Origin of the sequence: Erythrobacter insulae, assembly GCF_007004095.1 — a bacterium.
Classification (GTDB): Bacteria; Pseudomonadota; Alphaproteobacteria; order Sphingomonadales; family Sphingomonadaceae; genus Erythrobacter; species Erythrobacter insulae.
The window spans coordinates 2,562,165-2,576,689 of record NZ_VHJK01000001.1 but is presented as its reverse complement, the minus strand read 5'-3'; the positions used below and the strand labels follow the sequence as shown (position 1 = coordinate 2,576,689).

The 14,525-nt window shown below is 56.3% G+C and carries 14 protein-coding genes; 4 read left to right on the top strand and 10 right to left on the bottom strand.

What is annotated here, in order from left to right:
• Positions 1 to 75: 75 nt before the first annotated feature.
• Positions 76 to 678: a class I SAM-dependent methyltransferase gene (locus FGU71_RS12070; RefSeq protein WP_142789127.1), complete on the bottom strand. Its 603-nt coding sequence runs from the start codon at positions 676 to 678 to the stop codon at positions 76 to 78.
• Positions 679 to 852: 174 nt separating this feature from the next.
• Between FGU71_RS12070 and FGU71_RS12065 the strand changes: the two genes are divergently transcribed.
• Positions 853 to 1,149: a hypothetical protein gene (locus FGU71_RS12065; RefSeq protein WP_142788797.1), complete on the top strand. Its 297-nt coding sequence runs from the start codon at positions 853 to 855 to the stop codon at positions 1,147 to 1,149.
• Here the strand turns inward: FGU71_RS12065 and FGU71_RS12060 are convergent, their stop codons facing one another.
• The gene (locus tag FGU71_RS12060; RefSeq protein WP_142788796.1) at positions 1,150 to 1,884 is read right to left on the bottom strand and encodes an SDR family NAD(P)-dependent oxidoreductase; all 735 of its coding nucleotides are present in this window, start codon (positions 1,882 to 1,884) and stop codon (positions 1,150 to 1,152) included.
• Between the two features lie 163 nt (positions 1,885 to 2,047).
• On the opposite strand from FGU71_RS12060, the gene FGU71_RS12055 reads away from it, so the two are divergent.
• From FGU71_RS12055 to zapE, 3 genes are read left to right on the top strand one after another with little or no spacing between them, the layout of a single operon-like run.
• On the top strand, positions 2,048 to 2,830 hold the full coding sequence (locus tag FGU71_RS12055; RefSeq protein WP_142788795.1) for a succinate dehydrogenase iron-sulfur subunit: 783 nt from the start codon (positions 2,048 to 2,050) through the stop codon (positions 2,828 to 2,830).
• Between the two features lie 3 nt (positions 2,831 to 2,833).
• Complete coding sequence (locus tag FGU71_RS12050) at positions 2,834 to 3,310, top strand: PaaI family thioesterase (RefSeq protein ID WP_142788794.1); 477 nt, start codon at positions 2,834 to 2,836, stop codon at positions 3,308 to 3,310.
• Positions 3,310 to 4,431, top strand: coding sequence for a cell division protein ZapE (gene zapE, locus FGU71_RS12045; RefSeq protein ID WP_142788793.1), 1,122 nt, complete (start codon positions 3,310 to 3,312; stop codon positions 4,429 to 4,431). The genes FGU71_RS12050 and zapE overlap by 1 nt, the downstream gene beginning before the upstream one ends.
• Positions 4,432 to 4,437: 6 nt before the next feature.
• Here zapE and FGU71_RS12040 read toward each other — a convergent pair whose 3' ends face one another.
• The 8 genes from FGU71_RS12040 to FGU71_RS12005 all read right to left on the bottom strand — a co-directional run bounded on the left by FGU71_RS12040 (position 4,438) and on the right by FGU71_RS12005 (position 14,524).
• A complete protein-coding gene (locus tag FGU71_RS12040) occupies positions 4,438 to 5,361 on the bottom strand; it encodes a crotonase/enoyl-CoA hydratase family protein (protein ID WP_142788792.1) in 924 nt (307 codons plus the stop codon).
• A 199-nt stretch (positions 5,362 to 5,560) separates the two neighbouring features.
• Positions 5,561 to 7,459: an XrtA/PEP-CTERM system amidotransferase gene (locus FGU71_RS12035; protein WP_142788791.1), complete on the bottom strand. Its 1,899-nt coding sequence runs from the start codon at positions 7,457 to 7,459 to the stop codon at positions 5,561 to 5,563.
• 9 nt (positions 7,460 to 7,468) lie between these two features.
• The gene (xrtA, locus tag FGU71_RS12030) at positions 7,469 to 8,506 is read right to left on the bottom strand and encodes an exosortase A (protein ID WP_234035741.1); all 1,038 of its coding nucleotides are present in this window, start codon (positions 8,504 to 8,506) and stop codon (positions 7,469 to 7,471) included.
• Positions 8,496 to 9,722 (bottom strand): TIGR03087 family PEP-CTERM/XrtA system glycosyltransferase, encoded by a 1,227-nt coding sequence (locus FGU71_RS12025; protein ID WP_142788790.1) that lies wholly within the window; start codon positions 9,720 to 9,722, stop codon positions 8,496 to 8,498. The genes xrtA and FGU71_RS12025 overlap by 11 nt, the downstream gene beginning before the upstream one ends.
• A 12-nt stretch (positions 9,723 to 9,734) precedes the next feature.
• Complete coding sequence (locus FGU71_RS12020; RefSeq protein ID WP_142788789.1) at positions 9,735 to 10,796, bottom strand: FemAB family XrtA/PEP-CTERM system-associated protein; 1,062 nt, start codon at positions 10,794 to 10,796, stop codon at positions 9,735 to 9,737.
• Positions 10,793 to 11,716: an XrtA system polysaccharide deacetylase gene (locus FGU71_RS12015; protein WP_142788788.1), complete on the bottom strand. Its 924-nt coding sequence runs from the start codon at positions 11,714 to 11,716 to the stop codon at positions 10,793 to 10,795. The genes FGU71_RS12020 and FGU71_RS12015 overlap by 4 nt, the downstream gene beginning before the upstream one ends.
• 2 nt (positions 11,717 to 11,718) lie before the next feature.
• Positions 11,719 to 12,891, bottom strand: a complete 1,173-nt coding sequence (locus tag FGU71_RS12010; protein ID WP_142788787.1) for an XrtA/PEP-CTERM system-associated ATPase — start codon at positions 12,889 to 12,891, stop codon at positions 11,719 to 11,721.
• 19 nt (positions 12,892 to 12,910) lie between these two features.
• A complete protein-coding gene (locus FGU71_RS12005; RefSeq protein ID WP_234035740.1) occupies positions 12,911 to 14,524 on the bottom strand; it encodes a TonB-dependent receptor in 1,614 nt (537 codons plus the stop codon).
• Position 14,525: the final 1 nt, after the last annotated feature.

Sequence of the window (14,525 nt, the reverse complement as noted above, 5' to 3'; positions counted from 1 at the left end):
TGAACACAATCAAAAGGCCGGGCGTCGTTAAGGCACCCGGCCTTTTCTATTTCTAAGCCTTCGATTTACTGCGCGCTAAATGCTGGCTTTCCGGGCAACACCCCATTCGTTCCATCCGGCAAATTTCGGCGCTTTCGGCAGATATCCCTGCCCCAACGGCTCGACTTCGAAACCGGCACCGCGAAACGCAGAACCGATGGGCCGGGTCAAATGGCATCCTCCCGCCATGCGTTTCCAAACGGGTTCGATCCGGTCTTGCCACTTTGCAACCCCTTCATCGGGCGCACGCCCATGCTCGAGGAAAAGCGCTTTTCCGCCCGGGCGAAGGATGCGGCGAAGCTCGCGTAATACCTGCGCCGGATCATCCACCGAACACAGGGTGAATGTGCAAACGACGCTATCAAAAAAACGGTCGGGAAACGGGATTGCCTCACCAATTCCCTGACGGATATCGGCAGGCCATCCCTTTCGCTCTGCTGCGGCTCGCGCTTCATCCAGCAAACCGCCATGCGGGTCTATGCCGGCGTAGCTGGTGATGGCGGGGGCATTGTAAAATTCCTGATTTATCCCGCCGCCGCAGCCAAGTTCGAATACATCGCCGCTTGCCATAGGAACCAGTTCGGATCGGCGTTTCATAACCTGACCCTGGCTGCATGCGCATGTCACAAGACGCGGCATTATGTGCGCGTCGTACCATTGCCCCAATCCCACGCGCTCTCTCCTTCGCGTTGCTACTCAAGCGTCAAGTGTAAGCCGATTTTGATCAAGTGGAACAAAATTGTGATCAGGACGCAAGAACCGTCACAATCGTACATACTTTGCCCGAAAGCCCAAATATGTTAAAAGTGAACTATGCACACGGCAGATCCCCATAGTTCCGGTTTGAAACCGCTTTTGGTTCGGAACCGCATTCTGCTGTGGAGTGCCGCAGCAATTTTGCTGATCGCTCCCTTGGTCGCGATGCAATTCACGCGGGAGGTTAATTGGACCGGCGGCGATTTTCTGGTCTTCGCAGGGATGCTGATTGCCCTGTGCGGCGGAATGGAAATGATTGCGCGCCACATCACACGCCGCGCGGTGCGCAACGCGGCAATGATCGCTGCGCTCGCCACCTTCGTCTTTGTCTGGGCCGTGCTCGCCACGGGATAATTAGGCGGGCACTTCTTCGCCTTTGAAATCAAACACGCGGCCGCTATTCGCAGGATTAAGCCCCGCCAGCACATCCAAAAGATTGGCCGCCGCCTGATCGGGTTCGGTCAATTGGCCATCGGGCAAATTCGCTTGAAATGGCACGGACAGCGCGCTGTCCACTGTGCCGGGATGCAGGCCTGCCACAATCCCTTCGGGATGGGTCCGCGCAACCTCCAGTGCGAAATTCTTGAGCAGCATGTTCAGCGCCGCTTTTGAAGCGCGGTAGGAATGCCAACCGCCCAAACCATTGTCGCTGATCGATCCGACCCGTGCACTGATCGCAGAAAATACAAATCGGTCTGAGCGCGGCATCAGGCGCAGCATATGTTTGGCAATCATCGCCGGGCCAATCGTATTTAGAGCGAAAACCTGCGCCATCACATCGGGGTCAAGACGTTTATAAGTCCGCTCTGGTCCGGTTCCATCGGGAAGCGTGAGAATACCTGTGGCGACAATCACCATTTCCGGCGGCTGTGCTGTCATCATCTGCGCTGCCGCTTTGATGCTCGCCTCGTCAGCCAAATCAAAGGCAAAGGGTGTGAAGTGTGGCCCCGCAGGCGCACTCCCGTCTCTTGATCCGCAATAGACGGTTTCGCAGCCTCTTGAGACCAGAGCTTCACAAAGCGCCCTGCCTATGCCGCCCGTGCTGCCGAATATGGCCGCAGTCCGCGGTGAATGTGTTGTAATGTCCATGCGCGCTCAACGGAAAGAGCCGGTCGGCTGTTCCCGAAAGGTAAAAATTCGGGGGATGCTGAGTGTTCCTCAACTCCTATCTCAAACGACGCAACACACTGTGTCTTGCCTCGCGCGGTCAAGGCGTTAGATAGGTGGCAACAGACAACGGGATTACACGATAATGGCGACTTTCACCCTTCCTAAGAACTCCACCATCCGCAAAGACGGCAAGGTTCATAAAGCCGACGGCGCGAAGCGTGTGAAAAGGTTCAAAGTCTATCGCTACGATCCTGATAGCGGCAAAAACCCGCGCTATGACAAATTCGAAATCGATCTCGATGAATGTGGCCCGATGGTTCTGGATGCCCTGTTCAAGATCAAGAATGAAGCCGATCCGACGCTGACTTTCCGCCGGTCTTGTCGCGAAGGCATTTGCGGTTCCTGCGCGATGAACATCAACGGCAAAAATGGCCTTGCCTGCACGACCGCGATCGAAGATTTGAAAGGCGAGGTTCAGATCACGCCGCTGCCGCATATGGACGTGATCAAGGACCTTGTTCCAGACTTCACGCATTTCTACGCGCAATACGCCTCTATCCAGCCATGGCTGCAAACGGTTAGCCCGACACCATCGGGCAAAGAACGCCTTCAATCACCCGAAGAGCGCGAGAAATTGGACGGGCTATACGAATGCATTTTGTGCGCGTGTTGTTCCACGTCGTGCCCTTCCTATTGGTGGAACTCGGATAAGTTCCTTGGCCCGGCAATCCTGCTTCAGGCGTATCGCTGGCTCGCGGATAGCCGTGATGAAATGACCGGTGAAAGGCTCGACCAGCTCGAAGATCCGTTCCGTCTGTATCGCTGCCACACAATCATGAACTGCGCGAATGTCTGTCCAAAAGGGCTCAGCCCGGCGAAAGCCATCGCTGAAACCAAGAAAATGATGGCCGAACGCGCGATCTGATCGGTGGCGCTGTCAGACGACGTATTTGACCATTTGCCAGACCCGGAGAACCCCGGTTGGCATCACTGGAATCTCAAGGATGACAGCCTGTTTAACGGGGCGGTGATGGGCAAACTCATCACCCGCCGTGAAACCAGCCGCGGCGGCGAAAAATGCCGTCTGCGGATGTTTCCCGAACGCCGCCATGAAAATCTGCAAGGGATAATTCATGGCGCAGTGACGCTGGGCCTGATTGATATTTCGATGTTTACGACAATGCATGTGATCGGAAACGGCAATGCCGGTCCTTCGGTATCACTGGAGCTTTCCACCCAATTTGTCGGTGGCGGTGACCCTACGCGGCCACTGGATGCGCTGACCGGTATCGTGCGCGAAACCGGGAAACTTGTGTTTGTTCGCGGAGAAGTTGTCCAAGGTGACGATTGCGTTGCGGCCTTTAGCGGGATTATCCGCAAGTTTACCCCGCGCAAAAACGGCTAATGGCCAAGATGCTCGATCGGTATGCGCAGCTTATTGCGGATGGCCAGCTTAAACCCGATCCGGCGCAAAGAATCGCTGTCGAACGGCTCCATCGACTTCAAGACGAATTGGAAGCAGGGCCACCTAAACGCAGTTGGTTTGAACGGCTGACGGGGACCGCAACCGGCAAACCAGACCCGCGCGGCGTGTATATGTGGGGCGGCGTCGGACGCGGAAAATCGATGCTGATGGACTTGTTTGTCGAAACTCTTGACCTTGAACAAAAGCGCCGCGTGCACTTTCACGCTTTTATGCTGGAAGTTGACGCGTTGATCACAAAGGCACGCAAAGCCAAACGTGACGATCCGCTTACTTCGGTCGCGCTAAGTATGGCCGCGGATACGCGGTGTCTTGCCTTTGATGAGATGGTCGTCACGAACACCGCCGATGCGGCGATCATGGGCCGTTTCTTCACTGCATTGATGGCGTCTGGAACGGTTATTGTCACCACCTCCAATCGCCCGCCTCGCGATTTGTATAAAGACGGGCTGAATCGTTCGCTATTCCTACCCTTTATCGATCTGGTTGAGAGCGAGATGGATGTGGTCGAGTTGAATGGTCCGATGGATTACCGACTTGACCGGATCGGCGGCCTGGCGACTTGGCATACGCCGATTGGTGAACCGGCAACCAACAAAGTCCGCGAAGCGTTTTTCCGTCTGACCGATTTCGCACCTGAAGATGCGGCGAATGTTCCCACTGGTGAACTCGACCTTGGTGGAGGCCGCACACTTCATGTGCCCAAAGCTCTTAAAGGCGTGGCAGTGTTCAGCTTTAAAAAGCTGTGTAGTGAAAATCGCGGAGCAGCTGATTACCTCGCGATCGCGCGCGAGTTTCATACTGTGTTTCTGGTCGGCATACCGATCATGAGCCCTGAAAAACGCAACGAGGCGATCCGGTTCACCAAACTGATCGACGCCCTGTATGAGCAGCGGGTCAAACTGTTCGCGACCGCAGCCTCCCTGCCCGATGATTTATATCCGGCAGGCGACGGAAGTTTTGAATTTCAGCGAACGGCGAGCCGCCTCAATGAAATGCAAAGCGACGAATATATGGCTCTGGGACACGGGGCGGAGGGTTAACCCGCATCAAGCCGCGGCAATACGTTCTGCCAACCGGGCTTGAGCCGCAACCAGACGGCTCATCACCTTCAGGTCTTGCTCGCGCAATTGAAGCGCCGTGTCGGCCCACATTTCTGTGATCTTATTGAGCTCAGCCAGCTCCAATTGCCACACGCGCTTGGTTGCCTGGCGCGCACCAACCAGACCGCCGTGGCGGCGCTCGGACTTTTTGATGAAATCGCGCGTCGCGTTCAGACCGTCACCCGGCTCAGCCAAAGCGTGAACAATGCCCATATCGTACATTTGTTCAGCCGTATAAGTCTCATTTGAAAGGATAATTCGGTCAGCCATGGCGCTGCCTAATTTGCGAGACAGCAATGCGTGTGCGCCCATTCCGGGATACAGACCAAACATAATCTCTGGCAGACCAAACGTCGCCTGACGTTCTGCAATGATGAAATCAAACGACAACAAGGCCTCGAAACCACCGCCCAGCGCCGTTCCCTGAACCAAGCCAATCGTCAGCATCGGGATATCGAGCGTACGAATATTCCGGTCAAGAATAGCGCAACACCGATGCCCGTAATGCACCAACCCTGCTCTATCGCGCTCGCGGATCAACTGCTGAAACAGATCAAGATCGCCGCCAAAGCAGAACACATCATCGGCCCGGCTGCCGAGCACAAGATACCGCAGAGGCACTTTGTCGGGCCCGAAGCCCTGCCCGATCAATTGCTGCCATTGCTCAAAATCATTGAGCATCGCCGGAGTAAAGCTGGGCCGCCCCTCAGGGCTCATATAAGACCAAAGAGTTGCGGTGGTGTCGTCGTACAAGACGTCGAGTTCTTGTAATGAGAAAAGTTCCTGAGGGATGGACGCGTGAAGCGCGCTTTCTGCGTATAATTCTTCTACGTCAGTCAATGGAACCGCACGATTAGCGCCGCTATCCATAATGCTCACTCCAATACAACCCGATTTTCGAAAGCTGTTCCTCGTCAGCAAACGTGCGACTGGCCTATTTTAGGCTCTTGTAGACTTGATGGTAAGCGAGGTTGGAGTCGGTTGGCAATTACTATTTTACACTTATCCAACAAGCTGACTCACAAGTGAGCTTGATCGGGCGCAGTTTTTGAAACAAATGAAACAGGCTTTAGCCGGTAATACCAAGCCGGGTGATGGAGCGATCCAGCATCAAAATTTGCCAGAGAATTCTGGAATTATCGCTACGGCCAGCGACATGGGCATCGGCCAGGTCAGCCACCTCTTGCGGTTTGAACCAGCCCGTTTGCGCCAACGCAGAGCTTTCTGCGACCTGCCGCGCCTCTTTTGCCAAAGGCCCCCGAAACCAATCGGCGATCGGTGTTACAAAACCCTGTTTCGGGCGATACAGAATATCGCCGGGAAGATACCGTTCCATACTCTTTTTAAGGAGATATTTGCCGGTGCTGCCTTTTACCCGCATATTTTCCGGAAGCTGCGCCGCGAATTCAACCAGTCTGTGATCGAGCAGCGGCTCGCGCGCTTCAAGGCTCACCGCCATGCTGGTCCGATCGACCTTGGTCAGAATATCGCCAGGCATCCAGAATTTCAGATCGGCATATTGCGCGCGGTCCAATCCGCTTTGTGCAGGCGCACCGCGCATCAATTCGATCACTTCATCCTCAGCGCGAAATCCCCCGAGTGAAGCGGCAAAGGCGTCTGAATAAAGGGTCCGGCGCTGCTGCGGAGTGGCCACCGAAAGGCCGCTGGCATACCCTTCCTCGCCGCTTGCTGCGAGCGCGAGAAACGTAGATTTTGCTCTGAATTTTTGCGGGGCCCAGTCAGCTTTGGGCCAGACCCGTCCGAGGGTTCCGAATACCGTTTCACGAAGCCCGGTTGGCAGCATGGACCGGACGCGTTCTTCGTTGTGATGAAACACCTGTCTGCGGTACCCCGCAAAGGCTTCATCCGCGCCATCGCCCGACAGCGCAACAGTCACCTTTTCCTTTGCCAGAGCGCACACGCGCCACGTCGGCAGAGCAGAGGCATCGGCAAACGGTTCGTCAAACATCGCCGCCAATTGGTCAATCGCACCAAAATCATCTTGGCCGACAGTTCGCGCGGTGTGATCGGTGTTGAATTTATCCGCGATTTGCCGCGCATACGTGGTCTCATCAAGCCCTGCGACATCAAAGCCTATCGAGCATGTCCGGACTGGATCGGCACTCGCCTCGCTCATCAACGCCACCACGCTGGAGGAATCGACCCCGCCCGAAAGGAACGCCCCCAACGGAACATCCGAAACCATTCGTGATTGCACAGCATCACGCATCAAATGGACAAGCTCGGCTGATAAATCAGCTTCATTGCCGCTTTTACGGTTGGTGAAATCTATATCCCACCACTGTTTGGAACCTTCGGGTTTCTTGCCCTGTTCGAGCAACATGAAATGACCCGCAGGAAGTTTCTCGACACCGGACAGGATCGAGTGCGTGTCAGGAACATAGCCCCATGTCATATAAGCTTCGAGCGCGGCCGGATCGGCCTTGCGCCGCAATTGCGGGTGCGCAAGCAGCCCTTTCAGCTCAGAGGCAAACGCGATGCTGCCATCGGACAATCGCGCAAGGAACATCGGTTTTACCCCGAACCGGTCCCGCGCAAGAAACAATTGCCGCTTGTCCAGATCATACAGCGCAAACGCGAACATACCGTGCAGTTTTTCGAGACACGCGGTGCCCCAACGCTGCCACGCGGCCAGAATCATTTCTGTATCGCCTTGGGTGCGGAACTGTGCCCCGTCTTTTTCCAATTCGCGGCGTAGCTCGCGGAAATTGTAGATCTCACCGTTGAAAACAATCACCGCACGACCATTGGCCGAATGCATCGGCTGCGGTGATCCTTCAAGATCGATGATGGACAATCGGCGGTGACCAAGTCCGACGCCGTGATCTGTCCACACGCCTGCTCCATCCGGTCCGCGGTGGACCATGGCATCGCACATCCGTTCGACCCGAACAGGATCGACCGGCTTCGGCGTTTCAGCGTGAAAGATTCCGGCGATTCCGCACATATTGCGCGCCTAGCCGATTGCCATCGGGGCGACAATCACAGCCAGCATCGCGGCGGCAAATGCCATCGCAGCAATCGCTCCTGCTGTCGCGGAAATGCTCGGCGAACGCCGTTCAGCGCGAGCCAGCAGATCCCACGTGGAAAGATCATCTGCGGTCCACCCATAATCATCCGGTTCGCGTTCGAAAAACCGCCACGCGCCTGCGATCAGAATGACAACGACGAGCGCGAAGAATATCCACCCATAGAAAATGTGATCAAAGCCCGCTGCGAACTCGACGCCTTGGCTTTGCGCGATATAGATCGTGCCCCAAGCGCGGATACCGTTGGCAATAATGGGAATGATGATCGAGGCCGCGATAAAGGCCGCGCGCCTGCTCCAGCTGTCAAAACGGGTAAAGCTGACCAGCACAGATAGCGTGACCATCGCGACAAGAAATTTAACCCCCGAACACGCCTCCGCCACGATGAACAGGCCGACCGGTGTTTCGATGAATATCCCGTCAACCACCGCAGGCACCCCGCTCCAATGCGTAAGCGCAATGGCGATTTCTGCTGTGACCAGCTGCAAGGCCGGTATCAATTCGTCACCAAACGGAACGAGGAAAACTGCAAAAGCCAGCGGCAGTGCCAGCGCGAAAGCTACGCGTAATCCCAAAGTCGCCGCGACCGCAGCCTGCAACGCGCCAACGGCGCCTGCATGAGCGAACAGATTAATCTCGGTAGTCCGCCCTACCAACCACAGGCCAAGGCCCGCCGCCACCAAAGCGAGACCGGGCATCCATGGTTTAGGGGCGATCTTGATCAGATCATCATTGCGCAGCCAAACAAGCCAGATGATAATAAGCGGAACGAGCAAGATGTGGGTGTAGGTGTCGATGTTCCACCATTGATGGAACATCTCGCCCCATTCGCGGGCGGTTACAAAGATCAGCAACGCGGAGCACAAAACGAGCAGGCCGAGCGGCGCACGCCAGTTTTCAGGGACATAGTCCATCACGCTTTCCTGTTGCCATGATGGCTGCGTATTGGATGCCTCAGGCGGCATTGCGGTTCTCCTGCGCGGCGATCCCAACCATGGTTTCAAGCGGTGCGAGCATTGCGTCCCAGGCGTGGAAATCGACCACAAATTGCCGAGCAGCCTCGCCCATAGCCGATTTGGCTTGGGGTCTGCCCAGGAGCGTTTGCATACGCGCGGTCATGATCTGTGCATCTGCAACGCAGATCATCCAATGCGCGTCATCTGTTGCCGCAATACCGGTTGCTGCTTCGGGTGTGACAAGCACCGGACGGGCCATCGCCATCGCTTCCAGCACTTTATTCTGAACTCCGCGCGCAATCAGCAGCGGCGCAACCACGCAATCGGCGGCGGCGATGAAAGGCCGCACATCGGGCACTTCGCCATGAATAGTCAGACCGTCCTGTTTGCTGCGCGCCAGCAGTTTCGCCGTTGGGTTACGCCCGACAATGTGAAACTCTGCATCAGGATACGAACTGCGTATTGCGGGCAGTAATTGATCAAGGACCCACAATGCCGCTTGTTCATTCGGGCGGTAATCCATCTGTCCGGTAAACACGAAATGCGGACCGGGCCGGCCCGATATTTGTACATCGGGTTGAACGCGCGAAGGATTGAAGAAGTCTGCATCGATCCCGTTACCCAGAACGGTTACGCCTGCACCTTGTGATGCGGGAAGGCGGCTTCGAAAAAGCTCGGCCTCGTTATCACTGATCAGGATCGTCGTATCGGCGCGTCTGCATAACCGCGCCTCTTCAGCTGCGAGTAAACGGCCTTCACGCGAATTCAGCCAAACCCGCTCGCCCGCCTCGGCATAAGATTCAAATTTGGCGCTATCGACATCACAAAGGTCAATCACGACACGCCCGTCAAAATCATCTGGAATGTATTGACCCATTTGCCCGGAAAAGATCACAATCGTGGCGATATTGCGTGTGGCAATCGTCTCACGCACCCAGCTTTCAAGCTGCGCGCTATGAAATGCAGTCAGGCTGACCGGTTTACCCGACAGCACTGCTTCGGCGCCTGCCAAAACCAGTGGTTTGTTCCGGTTGACGATTTTGTAGCTCGCAGCAATTGCGCAAAGTGCGCCCTCGCCCGCTCGGTCTTCGTCATTCTCTGCGAAACAGCCGACATGGACCGGCGCCATACAAGCAAGCTTGTGAAGCAAATGATGCGCGCGGATCTTGTCACCGCGATTGGGCGGAAACGGAATGCGGTGCGCGAGGAAGAGGATTTCGCCCATAGTCAATCAGCCTCAGGCCAGATCACGGGCGATCAATGGACCGATCATATTTGCAACCGGCAGGGGAAGCTTTTTCCAAAGGTCGATCTTGCGGCTATAGGCTTCATTGGTCGGATCAATATCGCGTGCAGCTTCGCCCGGTGCTGTCCACTGTCCGTAAGTCAGCGGCACCGGATCAAATCCCCAATTCTTCTTGAAATTGTAAGGACCGCTGCCGGTTTTGGACCTGCCAAAATCGAACCGTGTCATGCCTTGCCGCCGCGCATGCAGCATCAGCTCGTAATACATCCGTTCATTCGCGCGTTCGTTTCGCGCGGCCAATGTTCCGCCGCCCCAGAACGGCAGAACCGCACCGCCGTGATAGAGTGAGAAAACGCTGGCAATCGGCGCGCCCCGTTTTAACACGGTCAAAATATCCGCTTGGCCGGGAAACACATCAATCATCGCTTTGAAAAGTTTGCGCGGAAAAACAGGTGTGCCCAAATTTCGCACGCTCTCGCTATAGACCGCATAATGCGCATCCAGATCGCGTTTTTCGTGCCCTACCCGCACCTCAAGATCATTCTTGAGACCCTTGCGAACCTCGGCGCGGGCCTTGCGTGGGATGGCGAGCAATTCTGCCTCGTCATCCTCGGCCAGATCTCGTTCGAAACCGCAATGTTTATCATCCCAAACCTGCCAGCCATCGGGAATGTTTCCTCCGCGCAGCTCAATGCTTGAAAATCCCATTTGGACCGCGTGATCCCGAGCGATTTGCGCGATCGACTTTGCTGCCTCGTGGCTATCAGTGCAGATGCCGCCGCCGACGCCGAAACCGCTTGAGACCAGAGTGTTGGGGAACAGGATAGAGCGCACTTCGGTAAGCGGTAGCCATCCGCTGATAACGCCAAGCTGTTCTGTGACAAATCCGTATGCGCGCTGGCCCGTGCCCGCTTCGACAGCGCGCAGCCAGGCGGGCCGGTGGAATACACTGGCCCCCTGTTCGCGGACAAATTCATCAATGCGCGAAGCCCATCGATTATCATTCAGATCGACGGCGCGCGCTGAATGGACAATTTTCATCGGCGCATTCATGCCGCGATATCCTTGGCCGGCTTATCGACGAAAAATGGCTGCGCTCGGCGCGCCTCTATCTTTGCCACGGCATCCATACGGCCCCATGCAAACTCGCCCGTCAGATCGCGCAGCTTGCCCGCCATCTGATCAAGGCCAGTGTAATGGCGCAATTTGGAACGAAGCGGCGCATCGGGAACGCGCGGTTGATCGGGGTCGATCTCCCAAGGGTGGAAGTAAAATACCGCCGGCCGCTCGTCGCGGGCATTCACCTGACGAATGGCCCAGCGCGAAAAGGCATAGGGCAGAACGCGGAAGAAACCGCCCCCGCCCGCGGCAAGCCGTTTTGCGCCCAGCATTGCTGTTGTCACTGGGATCTCGATCATTTGCGACCACGACACAGGCTTGAACGCGAAACGCGGCGCCTCTCTCCAGCCATAATGATCATGCGTGATGGGTGCGACGCTGGAGGAATAGATATAGCCTTGCTCTGCCAACTCTTCAAAAGCCCACAAATTGCGCGGGTCGATTGAGAAACTGGGCGCGCGGTATCCGGTAATGGATTGACCCGATGCGTCCTCAAGGATTGTGCGCGCTTTGCGAATGTCCGCAGCAAATCCTGATCGGTCAAATGTAAAGACCCGCGCATGGTCATACCCATGGCTGGCGACTTCGTGACCTGCATCGGCAATCCGGCGGATCAATGCCGGATGGCGTTCTGCCACCCAACCAAGGGTGAAAAAAGTCGCCTTCACGCCGGATTGTGCGAACAGATCGATGATCCGGTCCACATTACTTTCGACCCGTGTCTTCAGACTGTCCCAATCATTGCGGTCAATGACGGTTTCAAACGCGCCGACCTGAAACCAGTCTTCGACGTCGACCGATAATCCATTGATGATCGGAGTTTTTATCGAGGCAGCAGGATCGGTCGCCGACATATTCAGGCGGCCTCGCGCGCTTTGTTGTCCTCAAGCCATTCGATCAGCATTGTCAGGACATGACGGAAGGATTGCTCCTGCTCTTCAAGGCGCTGTTCAATCCGGTCGAGCGCGGCATTTACTTCCGCTTCGTCCGGTATTTCCGAAAGCTGGATCGGTTCATGATCAAAGCTTGATGTACCGGCGGCCTGAAGCTCGCCAAGCGCGGCTTCCAGTTCGGCTGTGCGTGCATCACGCTGAGCCAGCAGAGCTGCGACCTCTGTTGCGGGGACGCTGTCAATGTTCTGATCCGGTGCAGGATCAGCGGTTTCGACCGACGGTTCGATACTCAGCGGGCTTGGCTGGGCACTTGATCCGCGTGCGGCGTCGGCCCCCATCTCTTCGATGACCGCGTCGAGCATTTTGATGGTCAAAGCGTCCTTTTCTTCGATTGCACCCAGCAATAACAGACGGTTCATCACCTGATTGACGCGCCGCGGAATGCCATCTGTTGCCCGGTACAATGCCGGCAACAATCCCGGCCTTAGCGTCGGGCGCCCTTGCCAACCGACATGTTTCAGCCGGTGCATGATGTAATCCTCGACCTCTTCTTCATCCAACGCTTCGAGGTGATGCGATGCGATGATGCGCTGGCGCAGTTGATCGAGATCAGGATGATGCGCCAATGTACGGCGAAATTCGGGCTGACCAAGCAACAGTGTTTGTAGCAAAGGATGCGAGCCAAGCTGGAAATTGGACAGCATCCGCATTTCTTCGAGAGCGGTCAGATCAAGGTTCTGGCATTCATCAACCACCAGCAGGCAACGCTTTCCTTCGCGCGCTTCTTCTTGAAGGTACCGTTCGATTGCGCCCAGAGCGCTCGCTTTATCCTTGCCATGAATCGCGATGCCAAAGGCTTGCGCGACCACGTGGATCAATTCCTCACCATCCAGCGCGCTGGTTACCACCTGCGCCACAGTGAGTTCTTCGGGATTAATACGTTCCATCAGGTGCGCGACCAGCGTGGATTTGCCAGCGCCAACCTCACCTGTGATAACGATAAAGCCCTCGCCCTGGTTCAGACCATATCCAAGATAGGACATCGCCTTTTTGTGGCTCGAACTCTCAAAGTAGAATTCGGGGTCTGGGGTGAGCTGAAATGGCCGCCCGCTGAAACCGTAAAAATGATCGTACATGAGTATATCGCTCCGTCGGTCAGAAGTTGTAGCGCAGGCCCAGCAACGCGGTTGCTGTGGCAAAATCTTCTGCGGTGAATTCGCTGTCGATGTAATCAACCGACAAGGCGGCTCGTGCTGTCAGCTTGCTTGTGATGGACCGGCCATAAGCCGCCGACGCGCCAAATCCGGTGGCATCGCCATTGTCAGTGCCGCTTTCGAACCAGTTCACATAGGCATTCGCGGCGAAGGTCGCACTGCGGCCGATGGCCCGGTTGAACCCGCCAGCAATGTAATAGCTTTCGTCAATCACGCCATCGACAGCCGCGAGCACAGTGCCCGGTGCGCCGATAAACTCGCGCCGGTCATACCCTGCGCCAAGGACTGCGGTGGATTGACCGATGCGCCGTTGATAGCTGGCATTGACACCCCGGCCCCGGAATGCGGAAGACCGCACCGAACCAAGCGAATTGACCAGACCGCCGCCATCGGCGCCGCTAACCTGACCGCCGAAATCGCCGGTGACCGGGTTGCGCAAGGCCTCAAAATCAGTGCCCAGATCGGCCAGAGCGTTGTTCAAACGTCCGCCAAACCCGCTCACCCCGTCATACACGTTGACGTTGAAAGAACTGCGCGAACTCGGCGCGTAATTGAAACTGCCGTAATAGGTGGTGGAATCGTAGCGGCGGCCAACGCTGGCAGCCAGCGACGTGCGCGAACTGGGTCGCCATAACACGCCGACATCCCACAACAGGCCATCGACATCAAAAGCAAGGATGCGCGGTGATGCGGAATCCGTGACCAACCGGCCATCGGCGCCGCGAACGGGATCACCGTTTACATCGCGCAGGGCATCACGGCTCGACACTTCGACATTTTCATATCCAACGCCGCCAACCAATGCGAGCGAGTCAGTCACCGGAACGGTTACATCGCCTCGCACAAAGACATCGCGGACCCTTTGATCAAGGTTCGAGATATCTTCTTGATAAATACCGGCGGTAACACCGACACCCACTGGCAACGGATCGCCTGCTCTGGTTCCTGCTCGGATTTGCCCGTTATAGGTCACACTGTCATCGAATACGTCCACAGGATCGCCGTTCTGGTCGAACACGGCGTTTTCTGTTTCGAAGCGGTTATAGCCAACCCGGGCAACACCCGAGACTTCGACCGCGCCGACCTGTGTGTTCAAACTTGGCCCGGCATAGACGCTGTAAATCTGGCTCGCTGCGTCTTCGCGGACCAAGGGGTTCTGGGTAACAGCACCGCCGCCATCGACGCGGGTGCGGCTGGCCAGCCCGCCCGCTTCGAATGTCAAAGCGCGCGGGATGACGGAGACATAGCCGCGGGCGATCCCGCTAACCGTGTCTGTGTCCACCTGATCGCCATATCCGATATTGCGTTCGTAACGGACAGAGACGGACGCGCCGCTGTTGCGGCCCTGAGCGTTCACATCCACACCGGCTGCAATCTGGGTAAAGGTCACCACATCATCGCCCGGCTGCAATTCAGCCGAAAGGATCTGGTTCACCTCGATATAAGGCTGCACGAATACAGAGCGTTGCTCTTCTTCGGCTTCCTGAGCGAAAGCCGGTGCACTGACAAAACCGGTCGCGATGCCGATCAGAAGGGTATTGCGGAGTTTAGTCATG

Bases quoted from the DNA above. Each gene is read 5' to 3' on its own strand.
- FGU71_RS12070 (WP_142789127.1), bottom strand. From the start codon at position 678: ATGCCGCGTCTTGTGACATGCGCATGCAGCCAGGGTCAGGTTATGAAA.
- FGU71_RS12065 (WP_142788797.1), top strand. From the start codon at position 853: ATGCACACGGCAGATCCCCATAGTTCCGGTTTGAAACCGCTTTTGGTT.
- FGU71_RS12060 (WP_142788796.1), bottom strand. From the start codon at position 1,884: ATGGACATTACAACACATTCACCGCGGACTGCGGCCATATTCGGCAGC.
- FGU71_RS12055 (WP_142788795.1), top strand. From the start codon at position 2,048: ATGGCGACTTTCACCCTTCCTAAGAACTCCACCATCCGCAAAGACGGC.
- zapE (WP_142788793.1), top strand. From the start codon at position 3,310: ATGGCCAAGATGCTCGATCGGTATGCGCAGCTTATTGCGGATGGCCAG.
- FGU71_RS12040 (WP_142788792.1), bottom strand. From the start codon at position 5,361: ATGGATAGCGGCGCTAATCGTGCGGTTCCATTGACTGACGTAGAAGAA.
- FGU71_RS12035 (WP_142788791.1), bottom strand. From the start codon at position 7,459: ATGTGCGGAATCGCCGGAATCTTTCACGCTGAAACGCCGAAGCCGGTC.
- xrtA (WP_234035741.1), bottom strand. From the start codon at position 8,506: ATGCCGCCTGAGGCATCCAATACGCAGCCATCATGGCAACAGGAAAGC.
- FGU71_RS12025 (WP_142788790.1), bottom strand. From the start codon at position 9,722: ATGGGCGAAATCCTCTTCCTCGCGCACCGCATTCCGTTTCCGCCCAAT.
- FGU71_RS12020 (WP_142788789.1), bottom strand. From the start codon at position 10,796: ATGAATGCGCCGATGAAAATTGTCCATTCAGCGCGCGCCGTCGATCTG.
- FGU71_RS12015 (WP_142788788.1), bottom strand. From the start codon at position 11,716: ATGTCGGCGACCGATCCTGCTGCCTCGATAAAAACTCCGATCATCAAT.
- FGU71_RS12010 (WP_142788787.1), bottom strand. From the start codon at position 12,891: ATGTACGATCATTTTTACGGTTTCAGCGGGCGGCCATTTCAGCTCACC.
- FGU71_RS12005 (WP_234035740.1), bottom strand. From the start codon at position 14,524: ATGACTAAACTCCGCAATACCCTTCTGATCGGCATCGCGACCGGTTTT.